Annotated in this window: 21 protein-coding genes and 1 tRNA gene; 11 read left to right on the top strand and 11 right to left on the bottom strand. The window is 64.8% G+C overall.

All coding sequences use genetic code 11. The annotated features are described in order from the left end of the window. The gene (gene cueR, locus JAO75_RS10425; protein ID WP_199048924.1) at positions 1-456 is read right to left on the bottom strand and encodes a Cu(I)-responsive transcriptional regulator; all 456 of its coding nucleotides are present in this window, start codon (positions 454-456) and stop codon (positions 1-3) included. Next, positions 453-2,981, bottom strand: coding sequence for a heavy metal translocating P-type ATPase (locus tag JAO75_RS10420; RefSeq protein ID WP_199048922.1), 2,529 nt, complete (start codon positions 2,979-2,981; stop codon positions 453-455). Before JAO75_RS10420 ends, cueR begins: the two co-directional genes overlap by 4 nt. Positions 2,982-3,212: 231 nt before the next feature. Here JAO75_RS10420 and JAO75_RS10415 point away from each other — a divergent pair, with 231 nt between their 5' ends. The 3 genes from JAO75_RS10415 to JAO75_RS10405 all read left to right on the top strand — a co-directional run bounded on the left by JAO75_RS10415 (position 3,213) and on the right by JAO75_RS10405 (position 5,651). Next, positions 3,213-4,022: an endonuclease/exonuclease/phosphatase family protein gene (locus tag JAO75_RS10415; RefSeq protein ID WP_199048920.1), complete on the top strand. Its 810-nt coding sequence runs from the start codon at positions 3,213-3,215 to the stop codon at positions 4,020-4,022. 138 nt (positions 4,023-4,160) lie between these two features. Then, entirely contained in the window at positions 4,161-4,775 is a 615-nt protein-coding gene (gene gstA, locus JAO75_RS10410) for a glutathione transferase GstA (protein WP_199048918.1), read from the top strand. A gap of 78 nt (positions 4,776-4,853) precedes the next feature. Then, complete coding sequence (locus JAO75_RS10405; RefSeq protein ID WP_199048917.1) at positions 4,854-5,651, top strand: glycosyltransferase family 2 protein; 798 nt, start codon at positions 4,854-4,856, stop codon at positions 5,649-5,651. Between the two features lie 13 nt (positions 5,652-5,664). On the opposite strand, the gene JAO75_RS10400 is transcribed toward JAO75_RS10405, so the two are convergent. Next, the gene (locus JAO75_RS10400) at positions 5,665-6,018 is read right to left on the bottom strand and encodes a RidA family protein (RefSeq protein WP_199048915.1); all 354 of its coding nucleotides are present in this window, start codon (positions 6,016-6,018) and stop codon (positions 5,665-5,667) included. Between the two features lie 146 nt (positions 6,019-6,164). Here JAO75_RS10400 and JAO75_RS10395 point away from each other — a divergent pair, with 146 nt between their 5' ends. Then, on the top strand, positions 6,165-6,587 hold the full coding sequence (locus tag JAO75_RS10395; protein ID WP_199048913.1) for a hypothetical protein: 423 nt from the start codon (positions 6,165-6,167) through the stop codon (positions 6,585-6,587). Between the two features lie 95 nt (positions 6,588-6,682). Here JAO75_RS10395 and JAO75_RS10390 read toward each other — a convergent pair. The 4 genes from JAO75_RS10390 to JAO75_RS10375 all read right to left on the bottom strand — a co-directional run bounded on the left by JAO75_RS10390 (position 6,683) and on the right by JAO75_RS10375 (position 8,286). After that, positions 6,683-6,773, bottom strand: a tRNA-Ser gene (locus tag JAO75_RS10390). 111 nt (positions 6,774-6,884) lie between these two features. Further along, positions 6,885-7,148 (bottom strand): hypothetical protein, encoded by a 264-nt coding sequence (locus tag JAO75_RS10385; RefSeq protein ID WP_343234590.1) that lies wholly within the window; start codon positions 7,146-7,148, stop codon positions 6,885-6,887. A gap of 165 nt (positions 7,149-7,313) precedes the next feature. After that, complete coding sequence (locus JAO75_RS10380; RefSeq protein ID WP_199048911.1) at positions 7,314-7,547, bottom strand: hypothetical protein; 234 nt, start codon at positions 7,545-7,547, stop codon at positions 7,314-7,316. A gap of 235 nt (positions 7,548-7,782) precedes the next feature. After that, complete coding sequence (locus tag JAO75_RS10375; protein WP_199048909.1) at positions 7,783-8,286, bottom strand: YidB family protein; 504 nt, start codon at positions 8,284-8,286, stop codon at positions 7,783-7,785. A gap of 278 nt (positions 8,287-8,564) precedes the next feature. Between JAO75_RS10375 and solA the strand changes: the two genes are divergently transcribed. Next, the gene (solA, locus tag JAO75_RS10370) at positions 8,565-9,695 is read left to right on the top strand and encodes an N-methyl-L-tryptophan oxidase (RefSeq protein ID WP_199048907.1); all 1,131 of its coding nucleotides are present in this window, start codon (positions 8,565-8,567) and stop codon (positions 9,693-9,695) included. Positions 9,696-9,797: 102 nt separating this feature from the next. On the opposite strand, the gene JAO75_RS10365 is transcribed toward solA, so the two are convergent. The 3 genes from JAO75_RS10365 to JAO75_RS10355 all read right to left on the bottom strand — a co-directional run bounded on the left by JAO75_RS10365 (position 9,798) and on the right by JAO75_RS10355 (position 11,569). Continuing rightward, positions 9,798-10,241: a hypothetical protein gene (locus JAO75_RS10365; RefSeq protein ID WP_199048905.1), complete on the bottom strand. Its 444-nt coding sequence runs from the start codon at positions 10,239-10,241 to the stop codon at positions 9,798-9,800. Between the two features lie 160 nt (positions 10,242-10,401). Next, the gene (locus JAO75_RS10360; RefSeq protein WP_199048903.1) at positions 10,402-10,686 is read right to left on the bottom strand and encodes a hypothetical protein; all 285 of its coding nucleotides are present in this window, start codon (positions 10,684-10,686) and stop codon (positions 10,402-10,404) included. Between the two features lie 151 nt (positions 10,687-10,837). Beyond that, positions 10,838-11,569 carry a Crp/Fnr family transcriptional regulator gene (locus tag JAO75_RS10355; protein ID WP_199048900.1) on the bottom strand — a complete coding sequence of 244 codons (732 nt, stop codon included), beginning with the start codon at positions 11,567-11,569 and terminating at the stop codon, positions 10,838-10,840. Between the two features lie 393 nt (positions 11,570-11,962). Between JAO75_RS10355 and JAO75_RS10350 the strand changes: the two genes are divergently transcribed. From JAO75_RS10350 to JAO75_RS10340, 3 genes are all read left to right on the top strand, one after another. Further along, the gene (locus JAO75_RS10350; protein WP_199048899.1) at positions 11,963-13,387 is read left to right on the top strand and encodes an amidase; all 1,425 of its coding nucleotides are present in this window, start codon (positions 11,963-11,965) and stop codon (positions 13,385-13,387) included. A gap of 182 nt (positions 13,388-13,569) precedes the next feature. Then, positions 13,570-14,322 (top strand): oxygen-dependent tRNA uridine(34) hydroxylase TrhO, encoded by a 753-nt coding sequence (gene trhO, locus JAO75_RS10345; protein ID WP_199048897.1) that lies wholly within the window; start codon positions 13,570-13,572, stop codon positions 14,320-14,322. Next, complete coding sequence (locus JAO75_RS10340; RefSeq protein ID WP_199048894.1) at positions 14,309-14,530, top strand: SlyX family protein; 222 nt, start codon at positions 14,309-14,311, stop codon at positions 14,528-14,530. The genes trhO and JAO75_RS10340 overlap by 14 nt, the downstream gene beginning before the upstream one ends. Here the strand turns inward: JAO75_RS10340 and JAO75_RS10335 are convergent. Continuing rightward, on the bottom strand, positions 14,524-14,775 hold the full coding sequence (locus JAO75_RS10335) for an alkylphosphonate utilization protein (protein WP_199048892.1): 252 nt from the start codon (positions 14,773-14,775) through the stop codon (positions 14,524-14,526). The two genes, JAO75_RS10340 and JAO75_RS10335, sit on opposite strands and share 7 nt — an antisense overlap. A 234-nt stretch (positions 14,776-15,009) precedes the next feature. On the opposite strand from JAO75_RS10335, the gene groES reads away from it, so the two are divergent. The 3 genes from groES (at position 15,010) to JAO75_RS10320 (ending at position 18,187) form a co-directional block, all read left to right on the top strand. Then, on the top strand, positions 15,010-15,324 hold the full coding sequence (gene groES / locus JAO75_RS10330; RefSeq protein WP_199048890.1) for a co-chaperone GroES: 315 nt from the start codon (positions 15,010-15,012) through the stop codon (positions 15,322-15,324). Positions 15,325-15,380: 56 nt separating this feature from the next. Continuing rightward, positions 15,381-17,006, top strand: coding sequence for a chaperonin GroEL (gene groL, locus JAO75_RS10325; RefSeq protein WP_199048888.1), 1,626 nt, complete (start codon positions 15,381-15,383; stop codon positions 17,004-17,006). 104 nt (positions 17,007-17,110) lie between these two features. Continuing rightward, complete coding sequence (locus JAO75_RS10320) at positions 17,111-18,187, top strand: S66 family peptidase (protein ID WP_199048886.1); 1,077 nt, start codon at positions 17,111-17,113, stop codon at positions 18,185-18,187. Positions 18,188-18,192: the final 5 nt, after the last annotated feature.

Raw genomic sequence — 18,192 nt, 5'->3', positions numbered from 1 at the left:
CTAGCGCACCGGGGCTTTCCCCAGCGCGCCGAACTTCGCATCAGGCTTGACGTGCAGGTGGCCGGCCTCGTCGTTCGCCAGTTCCTCGATGATCGGGCAGTGCGGACGCGTGTCGCCATGGCAGTTCCTGGCGAGGTGCGTCAGGGTCGAGGCCATCTCCTGCAATTCGCGAATCTTGCGCTCGAGCACGGTCACATGTTCGAGCGCGATGGCCTTCACGTCCTTGCTGGCCCGCTCGCGATCCTGCCAGAGCGACACGAGATCGGCGATCTGCTCGACGGAGAAGCCGAGATCGCGGGCGCGCCGGATGAAGCGGAGCGTATGCACGTCACGGTCCGAATAGACCCGGTACCCGGCTTCCGTCCGCACGGTCTTCGGGATCAGTCCGATGGATTCGTAATAGCGGATCATCTTGGCGGAGACGCCGGAGGCTTGAGCGGCCTGTCCGATGTTCATGCGACACCTTCTGCGGTCTGGGCGGCAGGGGCGGCGCCCTGCGCGGATGGAACGGGAGCCTCGAAGCCGCGAAGCCTCAGGGCATTGCCGAGGACGAAGACGCTGGAGAGCGCCATGGCGCCCGCGGCGAAGATCGGCGAGAGCAGGATGCCGTTGACCGGATACAGGGCGCCCGCGGCCACCGGGATCAGCAGCACGTTGTAGGCGAAGGCCCAGAACAGGTTCTGCCTGATGTTGCGGATCGTGGCCTTCGAGAGCGCGATGGCGTTCACCACGCCGCGCACGTCGCCCGACATGAGCACCACGTCGGCGCTCTCGATCGCGATGTCCGTGCCGGTGCCGATAGCGATTCCGATATCGGCCTCGGCGAGCGCCGGCGCATCGTTGATGCCGTCGCCCACGAAGGCGATGCTGCCATGCGTCGTGCGCAGGCGCTTCACCACATCGACCTTGCCCTCGGGCAGGACCTCCGCCACCACCTCGTCGATGCCGATCTGCCGGGCGATGGCTTCCGCCGTCCTGCGGTTGTCGCCGGTGATCATGGCGACCTTCAGCCCGAGGGCATGGAGAGCCGCGATGGCCTCGGGGGTCGACGTCTTGATCGGGTCGGCCACCGCAATGATGGCGGCAAGCCTGCCGTCGATGGCCGCATAGAGCGGGCTCTTGCCCTCGGCGCCGAGACGCGCGGCCGTGTCGGCGAAGTCCGCGATGGAGAGCCCGAGTCGCGTCATGAAACGGTCTGCGCCTACATCGACCTTTCGGCCCTCGACCGTGGCCGAGACGCCGAAGCCGGGCACGGCCTCGAAGCTGTCCGTCGAGGGCAGGGCGATGCCGCGCTTCTCGGCGGCCGCAACGATGGCTTGCGCGATCGGGTGCTCCGAGCGGCCTTCCACGGCCGCCACCAGCCTCAGGGCCTCTGCCTCGGCGACACCGGGCGCGGTCACGAAGTCGGTCAGGTCCGGGCGTCCTTGAGTCAGGGTTCCGGTCTTGTCGAGGGCGACGACGCCGACCTCCTTCAGGCTCTGCAGCGCCTCGCCCTGCCGGAAGAGAACACCGAGCTCCGCCGCCCGGCCCGTGCCGACCATGATGGAGGTCGGCGTGGCCAGCCCCATGGCGCAGGGGCAGGCGATGATCAGCACGGCGACCGCGTTCACCAGCGCGAAGGTGAGCGCCGGTTCGGGGCCGAGAACGAGCCAGATCAGGAAGGTGAGGGCGGCGGCCGCCATTACGGCCGGCACGAACCATGCCGTGACCTTGTCGACGAGCGCTTGGATCGGCAGCTTCGAGCCTTGCGCCTGCTCGACCATGCGGATGATCTGCGCCAGCACCGTCTCGGAACCGATGCGGGTGGCACGGAAGGTGAAGCTGCCGGTCTTGTTGATGGTCCCGCCGACGACCTCGGCTCTTTCCGCCTTCTGCACCGGCACCGGCTCGCCGGTGATCATGGATTCGTCCACGAAGGAGGAGCCCTCCACGACCTCGCCGTCGACCGGGATCTTCTCGCCCGGGCGCACCTGCACCACGTCGCCGGCGATCACCTGATCGAGGGGGATCTCCTGGGAGTGGCCGTCGCGCACCACGCGGGCGGTCTTAGCCTGCAGGCCCATGAGATGCTTGATCGCCTCGGAGGTGCGCCCCTTCGCCTTGGCCTCCAGGTAGCGCCCGAGCAGGATCAGGGTCACGATGACGGCGGCGGCCTCGTAATAGACGTTGGCCATGCCGGCGGGCAGCAGGCCTGGCACGAAGGTCGCCACCACCGAATAGGCATAGGCCGCGCTGGTGCCGAGCACCACGAGGGAGTTCATGTCCGGCGAGCGGCGCAGGAGGGCGGGCACGCCCTTCTTGAAGAACCGTAAGCCAGGGCCGAACAGAACCACGGTGGTCAGCGCGAACTGCAGATACCAGCTGGTGCGGTGCCCGAGGGTGCCCATCACCCAGTCGTGGACCGCGGGAATGAAATGGGAGCCCATCTCGAGCACGAAGACGGGCAGGGTGAGGATGGCCGCGAGCGTGAGGGAGCGCTGAAGGTCTGAGATCTCCGCATCCCGGGCCGCCCGCTCCCGGTCGGTCCGGTCATCGTCCTGGCGGAGCGCCTCGGCCTCGTAGCCGGTCTGCGCGACGGCGCCGATCAGGCGGCCCACCATGTCCGGGCCCCCGAGATAGCGAACGGACGCCCGCTCGGTTGCCAGGTTGACGTTCGCCTCCAGCACGCCGGGGACGCGCCTGAGCGCCTTTTCCACCCGGCCGACGCAGGACGCGCAGGTCATCCCGTCGATCTTGAGCTCGACCGTGCTGTCGGAGGGCTCATAGCCCGCCTGGCGGATCGCCTCGGCGACGGCGAGGGGATCGGCCCCGGCGGACGCAAATTCCACATGCGCCCGCTCCGTCGCCAGGTTCACGTTGGCGGCGCTCACGCCCTCCACCGACCGGATCGCCTTCTCGACCCGGTTGACGCAGGAGGCGCAGGTCATGCCCTGGATCGGAATGTCGAGCGTGTCGGTGGGGGCAAGCTTGCCGGCGGCCATGATGAATCTCCTCATCCCTGATGTAGGAACGAGGTTTAGTCCTTCCAATGATGGGAAGGTCAAGTGCCCCGAAAAGTGAATTGAGGGCCCTGCCAGGCCTTGGAACCGGGGCCTTTGCAGAGTCATTGATCCGACACGTTTGCTGAATACGCCGCGCCCTTGAGACTCTTGGCTTGTGCCGTGCGAGGCGGTGCCATTACCTGTAACGAACGATTGAGCCGGTACGAACCTTTGAAGCACAGCGACAACTCGGGGCAGCCCCTTCGGATCCTCACCTACAACGTCCACCGCTGGCTCGGCACGGACCGGAAGATCTCCCCGACCCGGATCGCGGAGGTCATCGCATCCTGCGAGCCGGACATCGTGGCCCTGCAGGAGGTCCGCGTCGGGCGGGTGCGGGCAGGGGAGATCGATCAGGCGGCGGTTGTGGCCTCGACTCTGGGCATGGACCTGCATTTTCAGCCCACGATCCGCGTTCTGGGAGAGCAGTACGGCATCGCTGTTCTGAGCCGCCACCCCTCCCGCGTCGTGAAGTCCGGGCGCCTGCCGACCCAGTCCACGCGGCCCTCCTTCGAGAAGCGCAGCGGGCTCTGGGTTTCCGTCGAGATCGACGGCCAGGCGATCCAGGTGGTCAATGCCCACCTGTCCCTTCGTTCCGGCGAGCGACGGACCCAGGCCGCGGCCCTCGTCGGTCCCGACTGGATCGGCCATCCCGACTGCGCCGAACCGGCGATTCTGCTGGGCGACTTCAATGCGCCGCCCCTTTCACGCTCCTACCGGATGATCGCCGACAGGCTTCGAGACGCCCAGCTGTCGAATTCCTTCGGGGAGCCGCAGCCGACGTTTCACACCCGTGCGCCCGTACTGCGCCTCGACCATGTCTTCGTCACCAGGTCGATCGAGGTGGTCGATGCCGGACCGGTGCGCAACCCCCTGACCCGGGTTGCCTCGGACCATTTCCCGCTGCTGGCGCAGCTGCGCGTCCGCAAGCCTTCCAAGGCCGGGGCGACCGGCCATGCCCGTGAAGGGGAGCTGCTCTGACGGGCGCCCACGTATCTGTGAAATAAAGTATCAATAAGTCTAAGACGCCTTGAAAGCGCCACGGTATGACGTAGGAATAAGCCATCGTGTTACGTTATAATTTTAATTTCCCGTGGGGGCGCGGGAAGAAGGGTCACGATGAAGTTGTACTACACCCCCGGAGCCTGTTCCCTTGCGCCGCGGATCATCGCCTGTGAAGCCGGCCTCGACATCGAGTACGACAAGGTCGATCTGAAAACCCAAACGACGGCCTCGGGGCGTGATTTCGTCAGGATCAACCCGAAAGGTTACGTCCCGGCCCTCGTCCTCCAGACCGGGGACATCCTGGCCGAAGTGCCGGTGATCCTGGAATACATGGCGGATCAGGCCCCTGGCGCCCGTCTCCTGCCGAAGCTGGGATCCCTGGACCGCTACCGGGTCAAGGAATGGCTGGATTTCACCGGCGCGGAGCTGCACAAGGGCTTCGATCCCCTCTGGACGGCTCCGATGCCGCCCAAGGCACGGCAACTGGCCGTCAGCCAGCTCCAGCGCCGTTTCGCCTATCTCGACCATTGCCTCCGAGAGCGTTCCTACCTTGCGGGTGAGCATTTCACCGTGGCGGATGCCTATTGCTTCACCGTGCTCAGCTGGACCCGCTTTCACCGGATCGACCTCTCGGCCCATCCGGCGGTCATCGAGTACATGACGCGGGTTTCCACCCGCCCGATGGTGAAGCACGCCCTGCAGGCTGAGGGATTGGCGACACAGCCGTGACAGATTGCAACGGGCGCATCTCCCCGGGAGGTGCAAGGCCCTTGCCACGGATCGACAGGGCGGCTAGCACCCGTTGCCATGCTTCCTGTTTCCGTCTTCATCATTGCCAAGAATGAGGCTGACCGGATCGGCGCGACCATCCGCGCGCTCCGGGGGCTGACGGACGATCTGATCGTCGTCGATTCCGGCTCGACCGACGGGACGCAGGCGGTGGCCGAGGAACTCGGCGCCCGCGTCATCCACAATCCCTGGCCCGGCTACGGGCTCCAGAAGCGCTTTGCCGAAGATCAGTGCCGGCACGAGTGGCTCCTGAACCTCGACGCCGACGAGGAGGTCTCGCCGGAGCTTCTGGCCGAAATCCGCGGCCTCTTCGCCCATGGGGAGCCGCCCTGCCAGGCCTACTGCCTGCGCATCGCCGAGACTTTCCCGGGGGAGGCTGCGCCGCATGCCCTGGCGTACCGGGTCGCGCCGGTCCGGCTCTATCGCCGGGATGCCGGCCGGTATTCCGCCTCGCTCGTTCACGACCGGGTCGACCTGAACCCGGGCACGAAGACCGGCAAGCTGAAGGGCCTCGTTCACCACCGGTCCGTGCGGTCCCTCGGGGACCAGCTGGCCAAGCTCAACAGCTATACCGACCAGCAGGCCATCGACCTTGAGGTGAGGGGCATCTCCATCCCAACCTGGCGGGTCTACTTCGAGTTTCCCGCCGCGTTCCTGAAGGCCTATTTCGGGCGCCTGCACATCCTGCGCGGCACCTACGGCTTCCTCATCGCCATGAACTACGCCACCTGGCGCCACCTGCGCGTGGCCAAGCACTTCGAGCGCAAGCGCATGAATGCCCTGGCCAAGGCCAATTCCAGGGCCGAGCGGGCGTAGGGCTGAAGCAGCCTCAAAGGGCAGCCGTGACCTGGATCTCGAGCTTGTAGGCGGGATTCGCCAGCCTGGATTCGACGCAGACCCGCGCCGGAGCCTGCTCTGGTACGACCCAGGCATCCCAGACGGCATTCATCTCGTCGTAGAACGCGATATCGGCAAGCCAGATGGTCGCCTGCAGCAGCCTCGACTTGCCGCTGCCGATTTCGCCCAGGGACAGCTCGATCTGCCCGAGAATGTCCCGGGTCTGCTCGGCGACGGACCCGTCGAGGGTCGTCTCGGGGACGTAGCCCGAGAAATACGCTGTATCGCCAAGGATCACGAGATCGCTGTACCGCGCGGCCACCCCGACACGCCGAATATCCGTCATGCTCTTATCCTGCTCCTGCATTGCATCTGGCTGGCCGGATTAGCACAGACCCTCGGCGGCAGGGAGTGGACGGAGCGCAGGAGCCTCAAGACAAGCTCGGCATTTGCTGCTAGGAGGGCTGAACCTGCTCTCATTCCGAGGAACCGATGCTCACCCGGACCTTGCCCTTGGCTCTCGCTGCGGCCATCGCCGCATCCGTTTCAGGTTGCGCCCGAGGCACGGTTCCCGGATCGATCTCGTACTACGTGGCGACCCCTGTGGCCCTGGTCGAGACGAGATGCGGCGGCGGGTATCAGGTCTATCAGAGGCCGGGAGAGCCGACGATCCTGGTCGCTGCCTACGCGGTGTCCGAGGCCGTCCAGACCCTTTGCGAGCAGCGCCGCGGGATCGTGCCGGTGCCGGCGCGCACCGGCGTCAGGCATGAGGAAGCCGCAGTCGAGTACATCGCTACGAGGCCGCACCTGAAGGGCTGCACGGTCGTGAGCGGACTCGAGCTCACCCAACTGCATTCGGAATTCGTTCTGGCCTGCCCGGCCGTGGCCACCGGCGTGGTGAGCGTGAAGGGCTGATCTCACCCTTCGCTCTCGTTCAGCCTTGAAGGTCGACCGCAGGCTTCGTCAAAGCCTCGGCTTGAACGGGATATCGCGGACCGTGACGGAAGGGATGGCGGAGACGGAGGGATTCGAACCCTCGATACCCTTTTGGGGTATGCTCATTTAGCAAACGAGTGCCTTCAGCCGCTCGGCCACGTCTCCAGGCGAAAAAGGCAGGATCCAGGATCCTGCTTCGCAGGTGGCGCAATAGACGCGAACAGGGTCCTTTCGTCAAGGTCCAAAATCGCCGTCCGCGGGCGACGGCGCGGCCGGTCAGGAGGCCGGGGCGGCCTCGGCCTTTGCGTAAAGATCTCTGATTTCTTCGAAGCCGCGGATGGCAGGGCCTGAAGGCCTGACGATGACGGCACTGAGCTGCCGGAACTTGTCGTCGGCCCATTCCTCGACAACGACGGCAACGGCTTCGCGGAGAGGCAGCGTCGCGACCTTGCCGGTCATGCCCCGGCCGGCGGGGCCGTGAAGCGGTCGATTGAGGGCTAGAAGATCGACCATCTCGTCGAGATCGTAGGCTGCGATCACAATCCTCTCCAATGAACAATCGAGCAATCTTGGCTAATGGACCTTCCAATTGTGGCAACTGAATGCCCAAGCTTGCGGCAGGCTGGATTTGCCTGGAAGGTACGTAGCCAAGGCTTCCCTTATCCCCAGGGTTGATGGCGAGACGCCCCGGTCGGGGGCCTCGGGTCAGTTCAGGTTCGTTCTCGGCTCGCTCCTGTCGGGGAGGGGGATCGCACCGTCGGCTCCATCGGGAATGATGAGAACGGAAACCGCATGGCCGCTGGATGCGAGCATGCCGGCGGCATCGAATGCGGAGCGCTCCGCATCCTCGCGGGTTGCGAATGCCGTCTGCAATCGGTCCGCGTAGGTGACCAGCCACTCGCCTTGGAACTTGAAGACGACAAACCGATCCGTGTGCATCAGCGTCTCCCTCGCTTCGCCGTCGGGCGAAGTCGGGACAGCCTACCGCATCGGCGGGTCCGGGGAAGGAAACGATAGGGGTAGCGGCCGGGACAAAAGGGTAGAGTTGCGCAGGGGCCGAAGTGCGCCGCTCGGATGGTGAGCGGGTCGGGTCCGCACAACGCAGAAAAGCCTGCGCTCCGGGCTTCGATCCCGGAGCGCAGGCCTGAACGCTGCGCGATGCGTGTGCCGCGGACTAGAACTCCTGATGGCTCGGAATGCGCCCCTGCGGCGTGTACTGGTCCACCGCCTGGGGAAGGTCGCGCGACAGACGGGACAGGATCTCCTCGCGGGACAGACCGGTTTGCTGCGTGAGCGTTGCGAGCACGTCGGGGCCGATGGCGCGCTCCAGCTGGTCCGGAGCAACCTCCTTGTTGGCGCCGGTGCCCACCCAGGAATCGACCGTGTCGCCCTGACCGTTCTGGCGGAAGCGTTCGACCAGCTCACCCAGGCCGCCGCTGACGACGCCTCCGGGGCTCGCATTGCCGCCCAGGCCGCCCAGAAGCCCGCCGAGGCCCCCAAGCCCGCCGGGAGTGCCGAGGCCTCCCATGCCGCCCGGCTGCTGACCGGCTCCGCCTGGGAGCCCCCCTCGGTTGCCCGAGGCGTTGCCGAACATCTCGGCGAGTTTGTCCCGGTTCTGGAAACCGGCAACGGCCAGAAGGCCCAGAAGTGCTGTCATGGATGGAAAGCCGCGGCTCATTTTACTTCTCCTGATTGGATGGACAGGAATTGCCGCCGGGTCGAAAGAGTTCCGGCAAAAATGGGTGGAATCTCCGGGAGCAGCAGGCCGGTTTCGATACTGCACGAGGGCCATCGCGGGAGCTCTCTGGCCCCGCCTTCGGGCTGCTCTTTCCTGCGGACCACTGGGGTCGAGGGCGTGATATGGATTGGCAGGAGCGTAGAAGGCTTTACGGTGCCCGATGACATTCGGTTCGTGAGGCCGGCGGTTCCTCGCGAAAGGTCGGTGAGGGTGATCCCATGAAAACGTGCGATGTGGCGGTGATCGGCCTCGGGGCCATGGGCAGCGCCGCCTTGTTCAACCTGGCTCGACAGGGACAGCGCGTCATCGGCATCGAGCAGTTCGAGCCGGGCCATGACAGGGGATCGTCACATGGCGAGAGCCGGATCATCCGCCTGTCCTATTTCGAGCATCCGTCCTACGTGCCTCTGGTGCAGCGGGCCTTGGAGAAGTGGCGCGAGTTGGAGGACCTGTCCGGCGAGACGATCCTGACCGTGACGGGTGTTCTCGAGGCGGGCTATCCCGGATCTCCCATCGTGAGCGGCTCCCTCGATGCCTCAAGGCAGCACGGCCTGACCCATGACGTGCTGAACGCTGCCGACATCGCCCGGCGTTTTCCCGGCTTCAAGGTGCCGCTGAACTGGACCGGCCTGTTCCAGCCCGAGGGTGGATTCCTGCGGCCGGAGCTGGCGATCCGGTCCTTCGTGCAGCTGGCGGAGAAACGCGGGGCGGAAACGCGCATGAACACGCGCGTCGTGGCCATCGAGCCCCTCGGTGCGGCGATCCGCGTGCGAACGGACGCGGAGGTGATCGAGGCCGGCTCGGTGATCGTCGCGACCGGCGCCTGGATCGGCGATTTCGCGCCCGCGCTGAAACCGCATCTCAGGATCACCCGTCAGGTGCTCGGCTGGTTCTCGCCGCTCGAGCCGTCGCTCTTCACGCCGGATCGCTGCCCGGTCTTCCTGCTCGAATCGGAGGACGACGCCTGCTACGGCTTTCCGGATTTCGCCGGTACCGGCGTCAAGACGGCCTCCCATCGCGAAGGGGCCGTTCTGCCTGCGGCACACGACCTGGCGCAGGATGGCGGCCCTGCCGACGAGGCGCAGATCCGGCGGATGCTCAAGCTGGCCATACCCGATGCGAACGGCCCTCTCCGGCAGATGCGCGCCTGCATGTACACCCGCACGCCGGACGAGGATTTCGTGGTCGATCTCTCGCCCGTCGACCCGCGGATCGTCCTGGCGTCGCCATGCTCCGGACATGGCTTCAAGTTCGCGAGCGTGATCGGCGAGGTGCTGGCCGACCTCGCCGTCGGAAAGACATCGGCGAGCGACATCTCCCGGTTCCAGATCCGCCGCTTCGCCGCCTAGAGCATCGGACCCAAAAGTGGAATCCACTTTTGGGATCCATCCGATGCGTCCTCTTCGAACAAGAGCATCGTTCTTCGCGGCCCGCCGGGTCCGCACAATGCGCTAGTCCTGAGACACGACGCCGTCCGTCGTCCTGGAGGGCATGAGGTGCTCGATGGAGACCCACTCCGTGCAGGCGCGGAGGATGGGGGCGAGATAGGCGCGGTTGCCCTCGATCTCGACCACGCGGCACGGATAGGCCCTGCGGTCTCCGGGAGGGCGGTAGATCACGGTTGCTCCCGGCCTGATCTCATCGCTGGCGAGGGAGGTCGGCGCGCTGATCGTCGAATGTGCTGCCGGCTTCTCGTTGTCCTGGGACAATGTCGCCTCGGTCGCCTCGCGCGCAGCCCGGTGGCGCTCCAGAGCCGCGATGGCCATCCTGGCGCGATCGCGATAGCGATCGCAGACGACCCTCATCAGGGTTCCCCTTTCCCGGCCCGGATACCAGGTCACGCCACCGACCTTGGCCAGTTCTTCCGCAACGACCTCAATCTCTTCCTCTGTCATTGGCTGCGTTCCCGCGTGAACATGGATGATGTGCTCAGGTCTTCTGACGGCACTTGTCTGACCTGTTCATCGAGTGCTTGCCCCCGTAAGAATTCTTGTTTTTCCATGCTCGGTGCCGGCTTTCCGGCGCACCGAAAATGTGCAGGCTGGTGTGATGTGATCAGGACCTCATTTCCATCATGCGCTTCTGCAGGATGGCGAGCTGCTGAATGTAAGGTTCGCGGCGCTCGCGATGCCGGGTCTTGAGCTTCTCGAGAGCACGGATCCTGATGCTGGTGTCGGGTGATGCGTTGCTGAGCTTCTCTCTCTCCTTCTCGTAGTCGAAATCGAGATCGGCCAAGGTTGCAAGGAGGGATTGCAGTAAAGGTTGGAAGGCGGGTGAGTAGATTCTTGGATGGTGAGGCCCGTTATCGGGTTTATCTTGATGAAACTTAATATCATCCATCTTCGTCCTCACATTAACTTTGCGTTAATAGAGTTTGAAGGTACTAAGCTAGAGTTACCCCGTCTGTTGGGAACCCGACACAAGATTCGAAGAAATCGATTTCATTGAAAACTTGTGTGCTCTTCCGTACCGAACCGCCCAGCTTATGCCGTCAATCGCATCTGAGCGCGCCCGGCAGGAGCCTGTCGTAGCTTTCGCAGATGGCGCGGTAGCATTCACAGGCCGTGGCCTCGAGGCCTTCCCGGTTGGTGATTCGGATCGTGCCTCGTCCCTGAAGGATAAGGCCGGACCTCTGCAGGGCGCTCGTGACGCTGCTGACTGTGGAGCGCTGAACGCCCAGCATCTCGGCCAGTGTCTCATGGGTGAGAGGGACATCGTCCCGATCCGTGCGATCGCGCGTCGTCAGGATGGAGCGGCAACATCTGGCCTCCACGCTGTGAACGGCATTGCAGGCAACCGTCTGCAGCGTTTGCGCCAAGAAGGCTTCAGTGAAGCGGAACATGGCGTGCCGCAGCTTCGGCCGTTCCGCCACACCTTCGTTCAGCCACTCCAAGGCAACGCGCGATGCCGTTCCTGCGACTTGGGTGATGTAGCGTCCGAACGACTGGCGCGTGACGAGCGCGCTGACGAATCCGAGGGCGCCCTCCCGGCCGAACACGGCCATTTCGACCGATCCGCCGCTCTGAAGGACCGTCAGGAGAGAAACGATTGCGTCATGGGGGAAGTAGGTGTGCCTGATGGGCTCTCCCATCTCGAAGAGCACCTTGCCGCGCGGCAAATCCACAATCTCGAGATGGGGCTCCAGCCAAGAGAAGTCTTCTGGCTCCAAAGCGGCGAGGAGCCGGTTCTTTCGGTGAATGTCAGCCTTGGGACCATTCTTCATGGCAAGGTATCACCGTGTTGTGCCGATCTCCGGGATAGGAAGTCGAGCATCGAAGCAGGATTATAGTAACACAACTTGAGGATGAGTCTGCGCCACTCAAGCTTATGAACAAGCATTTGGTCCGGTTATTCCGCCTCCTCTCAAAGATGTTATCCGTGAAGCGCCCGACGGAGCGGTCCATAGACGACAACCGATTCTTTTTCGCCTTTGTGCCGACACGTGGGCGGGCATGCCTCGAAAGAGCAGGGCAGCAATCCTGCCGTATAACCCGCAAGCCTCTCCCTGCGTCTGCTTCATGGCCCCATGCGCCGCGCGCCTGCAAAAGCGGTTTACCCCCGGCAAGGAAGGTTGCAGCATGGCTGAACGCAAATCCGGCCAGGGGAGAATTCTGCATTGAGCACGCAATCGTCGGCACACCTACCTTCTCGGGATTCCTCTGCGGACCTCGCCGACTGGTCGGGTTCTCAGCTTCTCGATGCCTATGCCCGCAAGGCGGTATCGCCCGTCGATGTGACGAAGGCGGTCATTGCCCGCATCGAGGCTTACGAGTCGCAACTTAAGGCGCTCTATGCCTTCGATCCGGATGCCTCCTTTAGCGCTGCGAGGGAATCGGAGCAGCGCTGGATGCGCGGCGAGGCGAGGGCGCTCGACGGGATACCGGCGACGATCAAGGAGAACATCGCCACCAGGGGCACGCCGGTGCCGCTCGGCACCGCCGCCCGCCCGCTCGTTCCTGCCGCCGACGATGCGCCTTCAGCGGCGCGCCTGCGCGAGGACGGCGTGATCATCCTGGCCAAGACCACCATGCCGGATTACGGCATGCTCTCCTCCGGACTCTCCAGCTTCCATCCGCTCACGCGCAACCCATGGGATCTCTCGAAGAACCCAGGCGGCAGCTCGGCCGGCGCGGGCGCGGCTGCGGCAGCGGGCTACGGGCCGTTCCATATCGGCACCGACATTGGCGGCTCGATCCGGCTACCGGCGTCCTGGTGCGGCGTGTTCGGCCTCAAACCCAGCTTCGGGCGCATCCCCATCGACCCGACCTATTACGGACGTGTGGCCGGTCCGATGACGCGAACGGTGCGCGATGCCGCCCTCATGATGACGAGCCTGACGCGGCCGGACGTGCGCGATCCCATGAGCCTGCCCTATCAGGATCTGCCCTGGCTCGATCTGAACATCGACCTCAAGGGCTTGAGGATCGGCGTGATGATGGAAGCCGGCATCGGCATGGCGCTCGATCCGGAGATCCGCGCCGCAGTCGAGCGGGCTGCGCAACTCCTCAGTGACGCCGGCGCTGTGATCGAGGCGATGCCGGCCTTCGTCACCCGCGAGATGCTCGACGGTCTCGACGATTTCTGGCGCCAGCGCGCCTGGACCGACATGGCGCCCTTGAGCGAGGAGGAGCGCGGCAGAATCCTGCCCTACATCCGGCAATGGGCCGAGGGCGGAAAGGACCTGACCGGCGCGGAGGTCTATAGCGGCATGAACCAGATGATGGTGATGCGCCATGCGGCGGTAGCCGCTACGCAACGCTTCGATTTCGTGATCTCGCCCGTCGCGCCTTGCGTGGCCTATCCGGCGGAGCTCGCATCCCCTATCCACGATCCGGAGGAGCCCTTCGAGCATATCGGCTACACGGTCGCGTTCAACATGTCGGACCAGCCGGCATCCTCCGTGAATGCCGGTTACACAAGTGCGGGCCTACCCATCGGCCTCCAGATCGTCGGCCGCCGCTTCGACGACGTGGGCGTGCTGCGGCTCTCCCAGGCCTGGGAGGAGATGTGCCCGGACAGGCGGCCCTGGCCGAAGGTTTAGCTGCCTCAGAAGTGGTCGATACGCGGTTCTGGATTCCCTTCCCCTCCGCTGACGCTCCGGCCGGGAATGACACCCTCACTGTCATCCCCGGCGGTCCGCAGGACCGGGAAGGGGATCCAGAGCGACATCAGCAACGAGGACACCGGGTTCCCCGGCTGGCCTCCTCCTGATAAACAGCCGCCATGACGTACAAGGTTGCCGCTCTCTATCAGTTCGTCCCGCTGCCGGATTTCCGCGAGATCAAGGACCCGCTTCATGCGCTCTGCCTCGACCTCGGGATCAAGGGCACGCTCCTGCTCGCCCATGAAGGCATCAACGGCACCGTGGCCGGAACGGAGGAGGGCATCGACGCCCTGATGGCGGAACTGCGGGACGGGCCGCTGTTCCGTGGCCGCCTCGACAAACTTGAACTCAAGTTCTCCTCAGCCGCCGAGATGCCGTTCAAGCGCATGAAGGTGCGGCTGAAGAAGGAGATCGTGACCCTCGGCGACCCGCAGACCGATCCCCTGCGCCGGGTCGGCACCTATGTATCGCCGGCCGAGTGGAACCGCCTGCTGGAGGAGCCCGGCATCGTGCTCCTCGACACGCGCAACGACTTCGAGGTCGAGCTGGGCACCTTCGAGGGCGCGGTCGATCCCCGGATCAAGCGCTTCAGCGAGTTCAAGGAGTTCGTCGAGAAGGAGCTCGACCCGGCCAAGCACCGCAAGGTCGCCATGTTCTGCACCGGCGGCATCCGGTGCGAGAAGGCCAGCTCCTACATGCTGAACCAGGGTTTCGAGGAGGTCTTCCACCTGAAGGGCGGTATCCTCAAATACCTCGAAGATGTGCCGGAGGCCGAGAGCCGCTGGAAGGGCGATTGCTTCGTGTTCGACGAGCGCGTCGCCCTCGGCCACGGCCTTGTAGAGGCAGGGGAGGCTAACGATGACCGATCCTGATGCCGTCAATGCCCGCATCGAGGCCCTGGAGGTGCGCGTCGCCTACCAGGACAAGGTGATCGAGGACCTGAACCAGGCCGTCATCGACCAGTGGAAGAAGATCGACGCCCTCAGGCGACAGCTCGCCGAGGTGCAGGACCGCGTCGAGGTGGTCGAGGACAGCGCCGGCGGGCCGCGCCCGCCTGAGCCTCCGCCGCCGCATTACTGAGCCGACCCGGCGGGGCGCTCGCCATAAACCTTCTTCACGAACTCGGTCTTGAGCACCAGACCCTTGATCTGGGCCGAGCGGCATTCGATCTCGCCCTCGTCGTCCGTCAGGTGGATGTTCTTGAAGACCGTGCCCCGCTTCAGGGTGGTCGACGAGCCCTTTACCTTGAGATCCTTGATGACCTGGATGGAATCGCCCTCGTTCAGCTGGGCGCCGTTGCTGTCCCTCACAATCTTGTCGCTCATATCGTTCTCCAGGGGCGCCCCTTGCGCCGGCTGAGGGAGGCTTAGCCTCCGAGGCGAGGCATTGTCTAATCAGGGCTGTTACGGAGCCGTCTGGCACTCCCGAGCAAGAGTGCCAAAAATTTTTTCACACTCCTCTTGAACGATGAAGTTCCTTCAACCAAATCATCGACCGCGGAGGCCCGAACGGCTCCGCTTGAAGGCAGTTAACAGACTGATATCATTGGAGGAAGCTTCATGAAGTTCCGTCCTTTGCATGACCGGATCGTGGTCCGCCGCATCGACGCGGAAGAGAAGACCGCCGGCGGCATCATCATTCCCGACACCGCCAAGGAAAAGCCCCAGCAGGGCGAGGTGATCGCCGTCGGGCCGGGCGCCCGCAACGAGCAGGGCCAGCTCGTGCCCCTCGACGTTCAGGTCGGCGACACCGTGCTGTTCGGCAAGTGGTCCGGCACCGAGGTCAAGATCGATGGCGAGGATCTCCTGATCATGAAGGAGAGCGACATCATGGGCGTGCTGGAAGAAACCGCCGCCCAGAAGAAGGCCGCCTAAGGCCAATCCCGCAATCAGAGTCACACATCGTTACGTCTCATCAGGAGTGACGAACCATGGCTGCTAAGGAAGTCAAATTCGCCCTCGACGCTCGCGACAAGATGCTGCGCGGCGTCGACATTCTCGCCGACGCGGTGAAGGTCACCCTCGGTCCCAAGGGCCGCAACGTGGTGATCGAGAAGAGCTTCGGCGCTCCGCGCATCACCAAGGACGGCGTCACCGTCGCCAAGGAGATCGAGCTCGCCGACAAGTTCGAGAACATGGGCGCCCAGATGGTGCGCGAAGTGGCCTCGAAGACCAACGACATCGCCGGTGACGGCACCACCACCGCGACGGTTCTGGCCCAGGCCATCGTCCGCGAGGGCGCCAAGGCTGTGGCCGCCGGCATGAACCCCATGGACCTCAAGCGCGGCATCGATCTCGCCGTCGAGGCCGTGGTGGCCGATCTGAAGAACAACGCCAAGAAGGTCACGTCCAACGACGAGATCGCCCAGGTCGGCACCATCTCGGCGAACGGCGACGCGGATGTCGGCCGCATGCTGGCGGAGGCCATGCAGAAGGTCGGCAACGAGGGCGTGATCACCGTCGAGGAGGCGAAGTCGCTCGAGACCGAGCTTGAGGTCGTCGAGGGCATGCAGTTCGACCGCGGCTATCTCTCGCCGTACTTCATCACCAATGCCGAGAAGATGCGCGTGGAACTGGAGGATCCCTACATCCTCATCCACGAGAAGAAGCTCTCCGGCCTGCAAGCCATGCTGCCCGTGTTGGAGGCCGTGGTTCAGACCGGCAAGCCGCTGCTGATCATCGCCGAGGACGTCGAGGGAGAGGCTCTTGCGACGCTCGTCGTGAACAAGCTCCGCGGCGGCCTCAAGATCGCCGCCGTGAAGGCTCCGGGCTTCGGCGATCGCCGCAAGGCCATGCTGGAAGACATCGCGGTTCTCACCAAGGGGCAGGTCGTCTCCGAGGATCTCGGCATCAAGCTCGAGAACGTCATGCTCAACATGCTCGGCCGCGCCAAGAAGGTGGTGATCGAGAAGGAGAACACCACCATCGTCGATGGCGCCGGCGACAAGCGCGACATCGAGGCCCGCGTCGGCCAGATCAAGGCTCAGATCGAGGAGACCACCTCGGACTACGACCGCGAGAAGCTCCAGGAGCGCCTCGCCAAGCTCGCGGGCGGCGTTGCGGTGATCCGCGTCGGCGGCGCGACCGAAATCGAGGTGAAGGAGAAGAAGGACCGCGTGGACGACGCCATGCACGCCACCAAGGCAGCGGTCGAGGAGGGCATCCTGCCCGGCGGTGGCGTGGCCCTGCTGCGCGCCCTCAAGGCGCTCGACGGCGTGAAGCCCGCCAACGACGACCAGAAGACCGGCGTCGAGATCGTCCGCCGCGCGCTTCAGGCTCCGGCGCGCCAGATCGCCATCAACGCGGGTGAGGACGGCTCCGTTATCGTCGGCAAGGTGGCTGAGGCCGGGGACTACGCGGCCGGTTGGAACGCCCAAACCGGCGAGTACGGCGACCTCTACAAGTTCGGCATCATCGACCCGGCGAAGGTCGTGCGTGTCGCCCTTGAGGACGCCGCCTCCGTAGCAGGCCTGCTCATCACCACCGAGGCGATGATCGCCGAGAAGCCGAAGAAGGAAGCGGCTCCGGCCATGCCCGCCGGCGGCATGGACTTCTAAGTCTCAAGCCTTCATCCGATGAACAGGACGGCGCCGTGCAAGCGGCGCCGTTTTCTTTATGCCCGCAATCTGCGAAGAAGGATCGCTCGTTCGCAGGAGACGTCATGGCGGATCGCTGGTGGAGAAGACCTCTCGTCAAACCCCAAGTTCTTCGGCCGGGCGATCGCGTCGCCATCGTGTCGATGAGCTGGGGCGGCCCGGCGGTTTTCCCGCAGCGCTACGAGGCCGGAAAACGTTATCTGGTTGAGGCCTTCGAGCTTGTGCCGGTCGAGATGCCTCACGCCCTGCGCGAGGCGGATTGGCTGGACCGAAACCCGAAGGCACGCGCCGACGATATCAATGCCGCTTTCGCCGATCCTTCGATTCGTGGCGTCGTCGCCAGCATCGGCGGCGATGATGCGATCAGGCTGATCCCGCATATCGACCTGGACGTGATCGCGCGCAATCCCAAGGTGTTTCTCGGCTATTCGGACCCGACCATTCTGCATTTCGGTTGCCTCAAGGCCGGTCTCTGCTCCTTCTACGGCCCGACGATCATGTCGGGCTTTGCCGAGAACGGCGGCATGCACGCTTATGCCGAGAACGCTCTGCGCAAGGCCCTCTTCCAAACGGCACCTGTCGGCGAAGTCGAGCCGAACAGCGAAGGGTGGACCGTCGAGCACCTGCCGTGGAAAGACCCGGAAAACCAGAGCCGGCGCCGGAAGCTCACGCCCTCGACGGGTCCACGCACGTTGCAGGGCACCGGGATTGTCCAAGGACATCTGATCGGCGGCTGTGCCGAGGTTCTGGAGATGCTGAAAGGCTCCGCATGGTGGCCGCCGCTGGATTATTGGGACGGGGCCATCCTGTTCTACGAGACCTCCGAGGAGGCGCCGGCAGCCGCACAGGTGCTCCGCTGGCTGCGCAACTTCGCGGCGCAGGGCATCCTGTCCCGCCTGTCCGGCATCGTGCTCGGGCGGCCGGGCGGGCAGACGGACGAGGCTTACCGCCGGGAGCAGGACAGGGCGGTCCTGCGTGCCCTGGACGAGGCGGGCCTGCCGCATCTGCCGGTGCTGGCGGAACTCGACTTCGGGCACACGGACCCGATTGCCACGCTGCCCTACGGGGTCGTGGCCGAGATCGACTGCGCGCACTCGCGCCTGACGGTTCAGGAACCCGGGGTGAGGCCGCCCCACCCCTGACGCTC

The organism is Microvirga splendida (assembly GCF_016427565.1).
GTDB classification, from domain to species: domain Bacteria; phylum Pseudomonadota; class Alphaproteobacteria; order Rhizobiales; family Beijerinckiaceae; genus Microvirga; species Microvirga splendida.
Note: the sequence above shows the minus strand (reverse complement) of the source record. Positions and strands in the feature narration are given on the sequence as shown.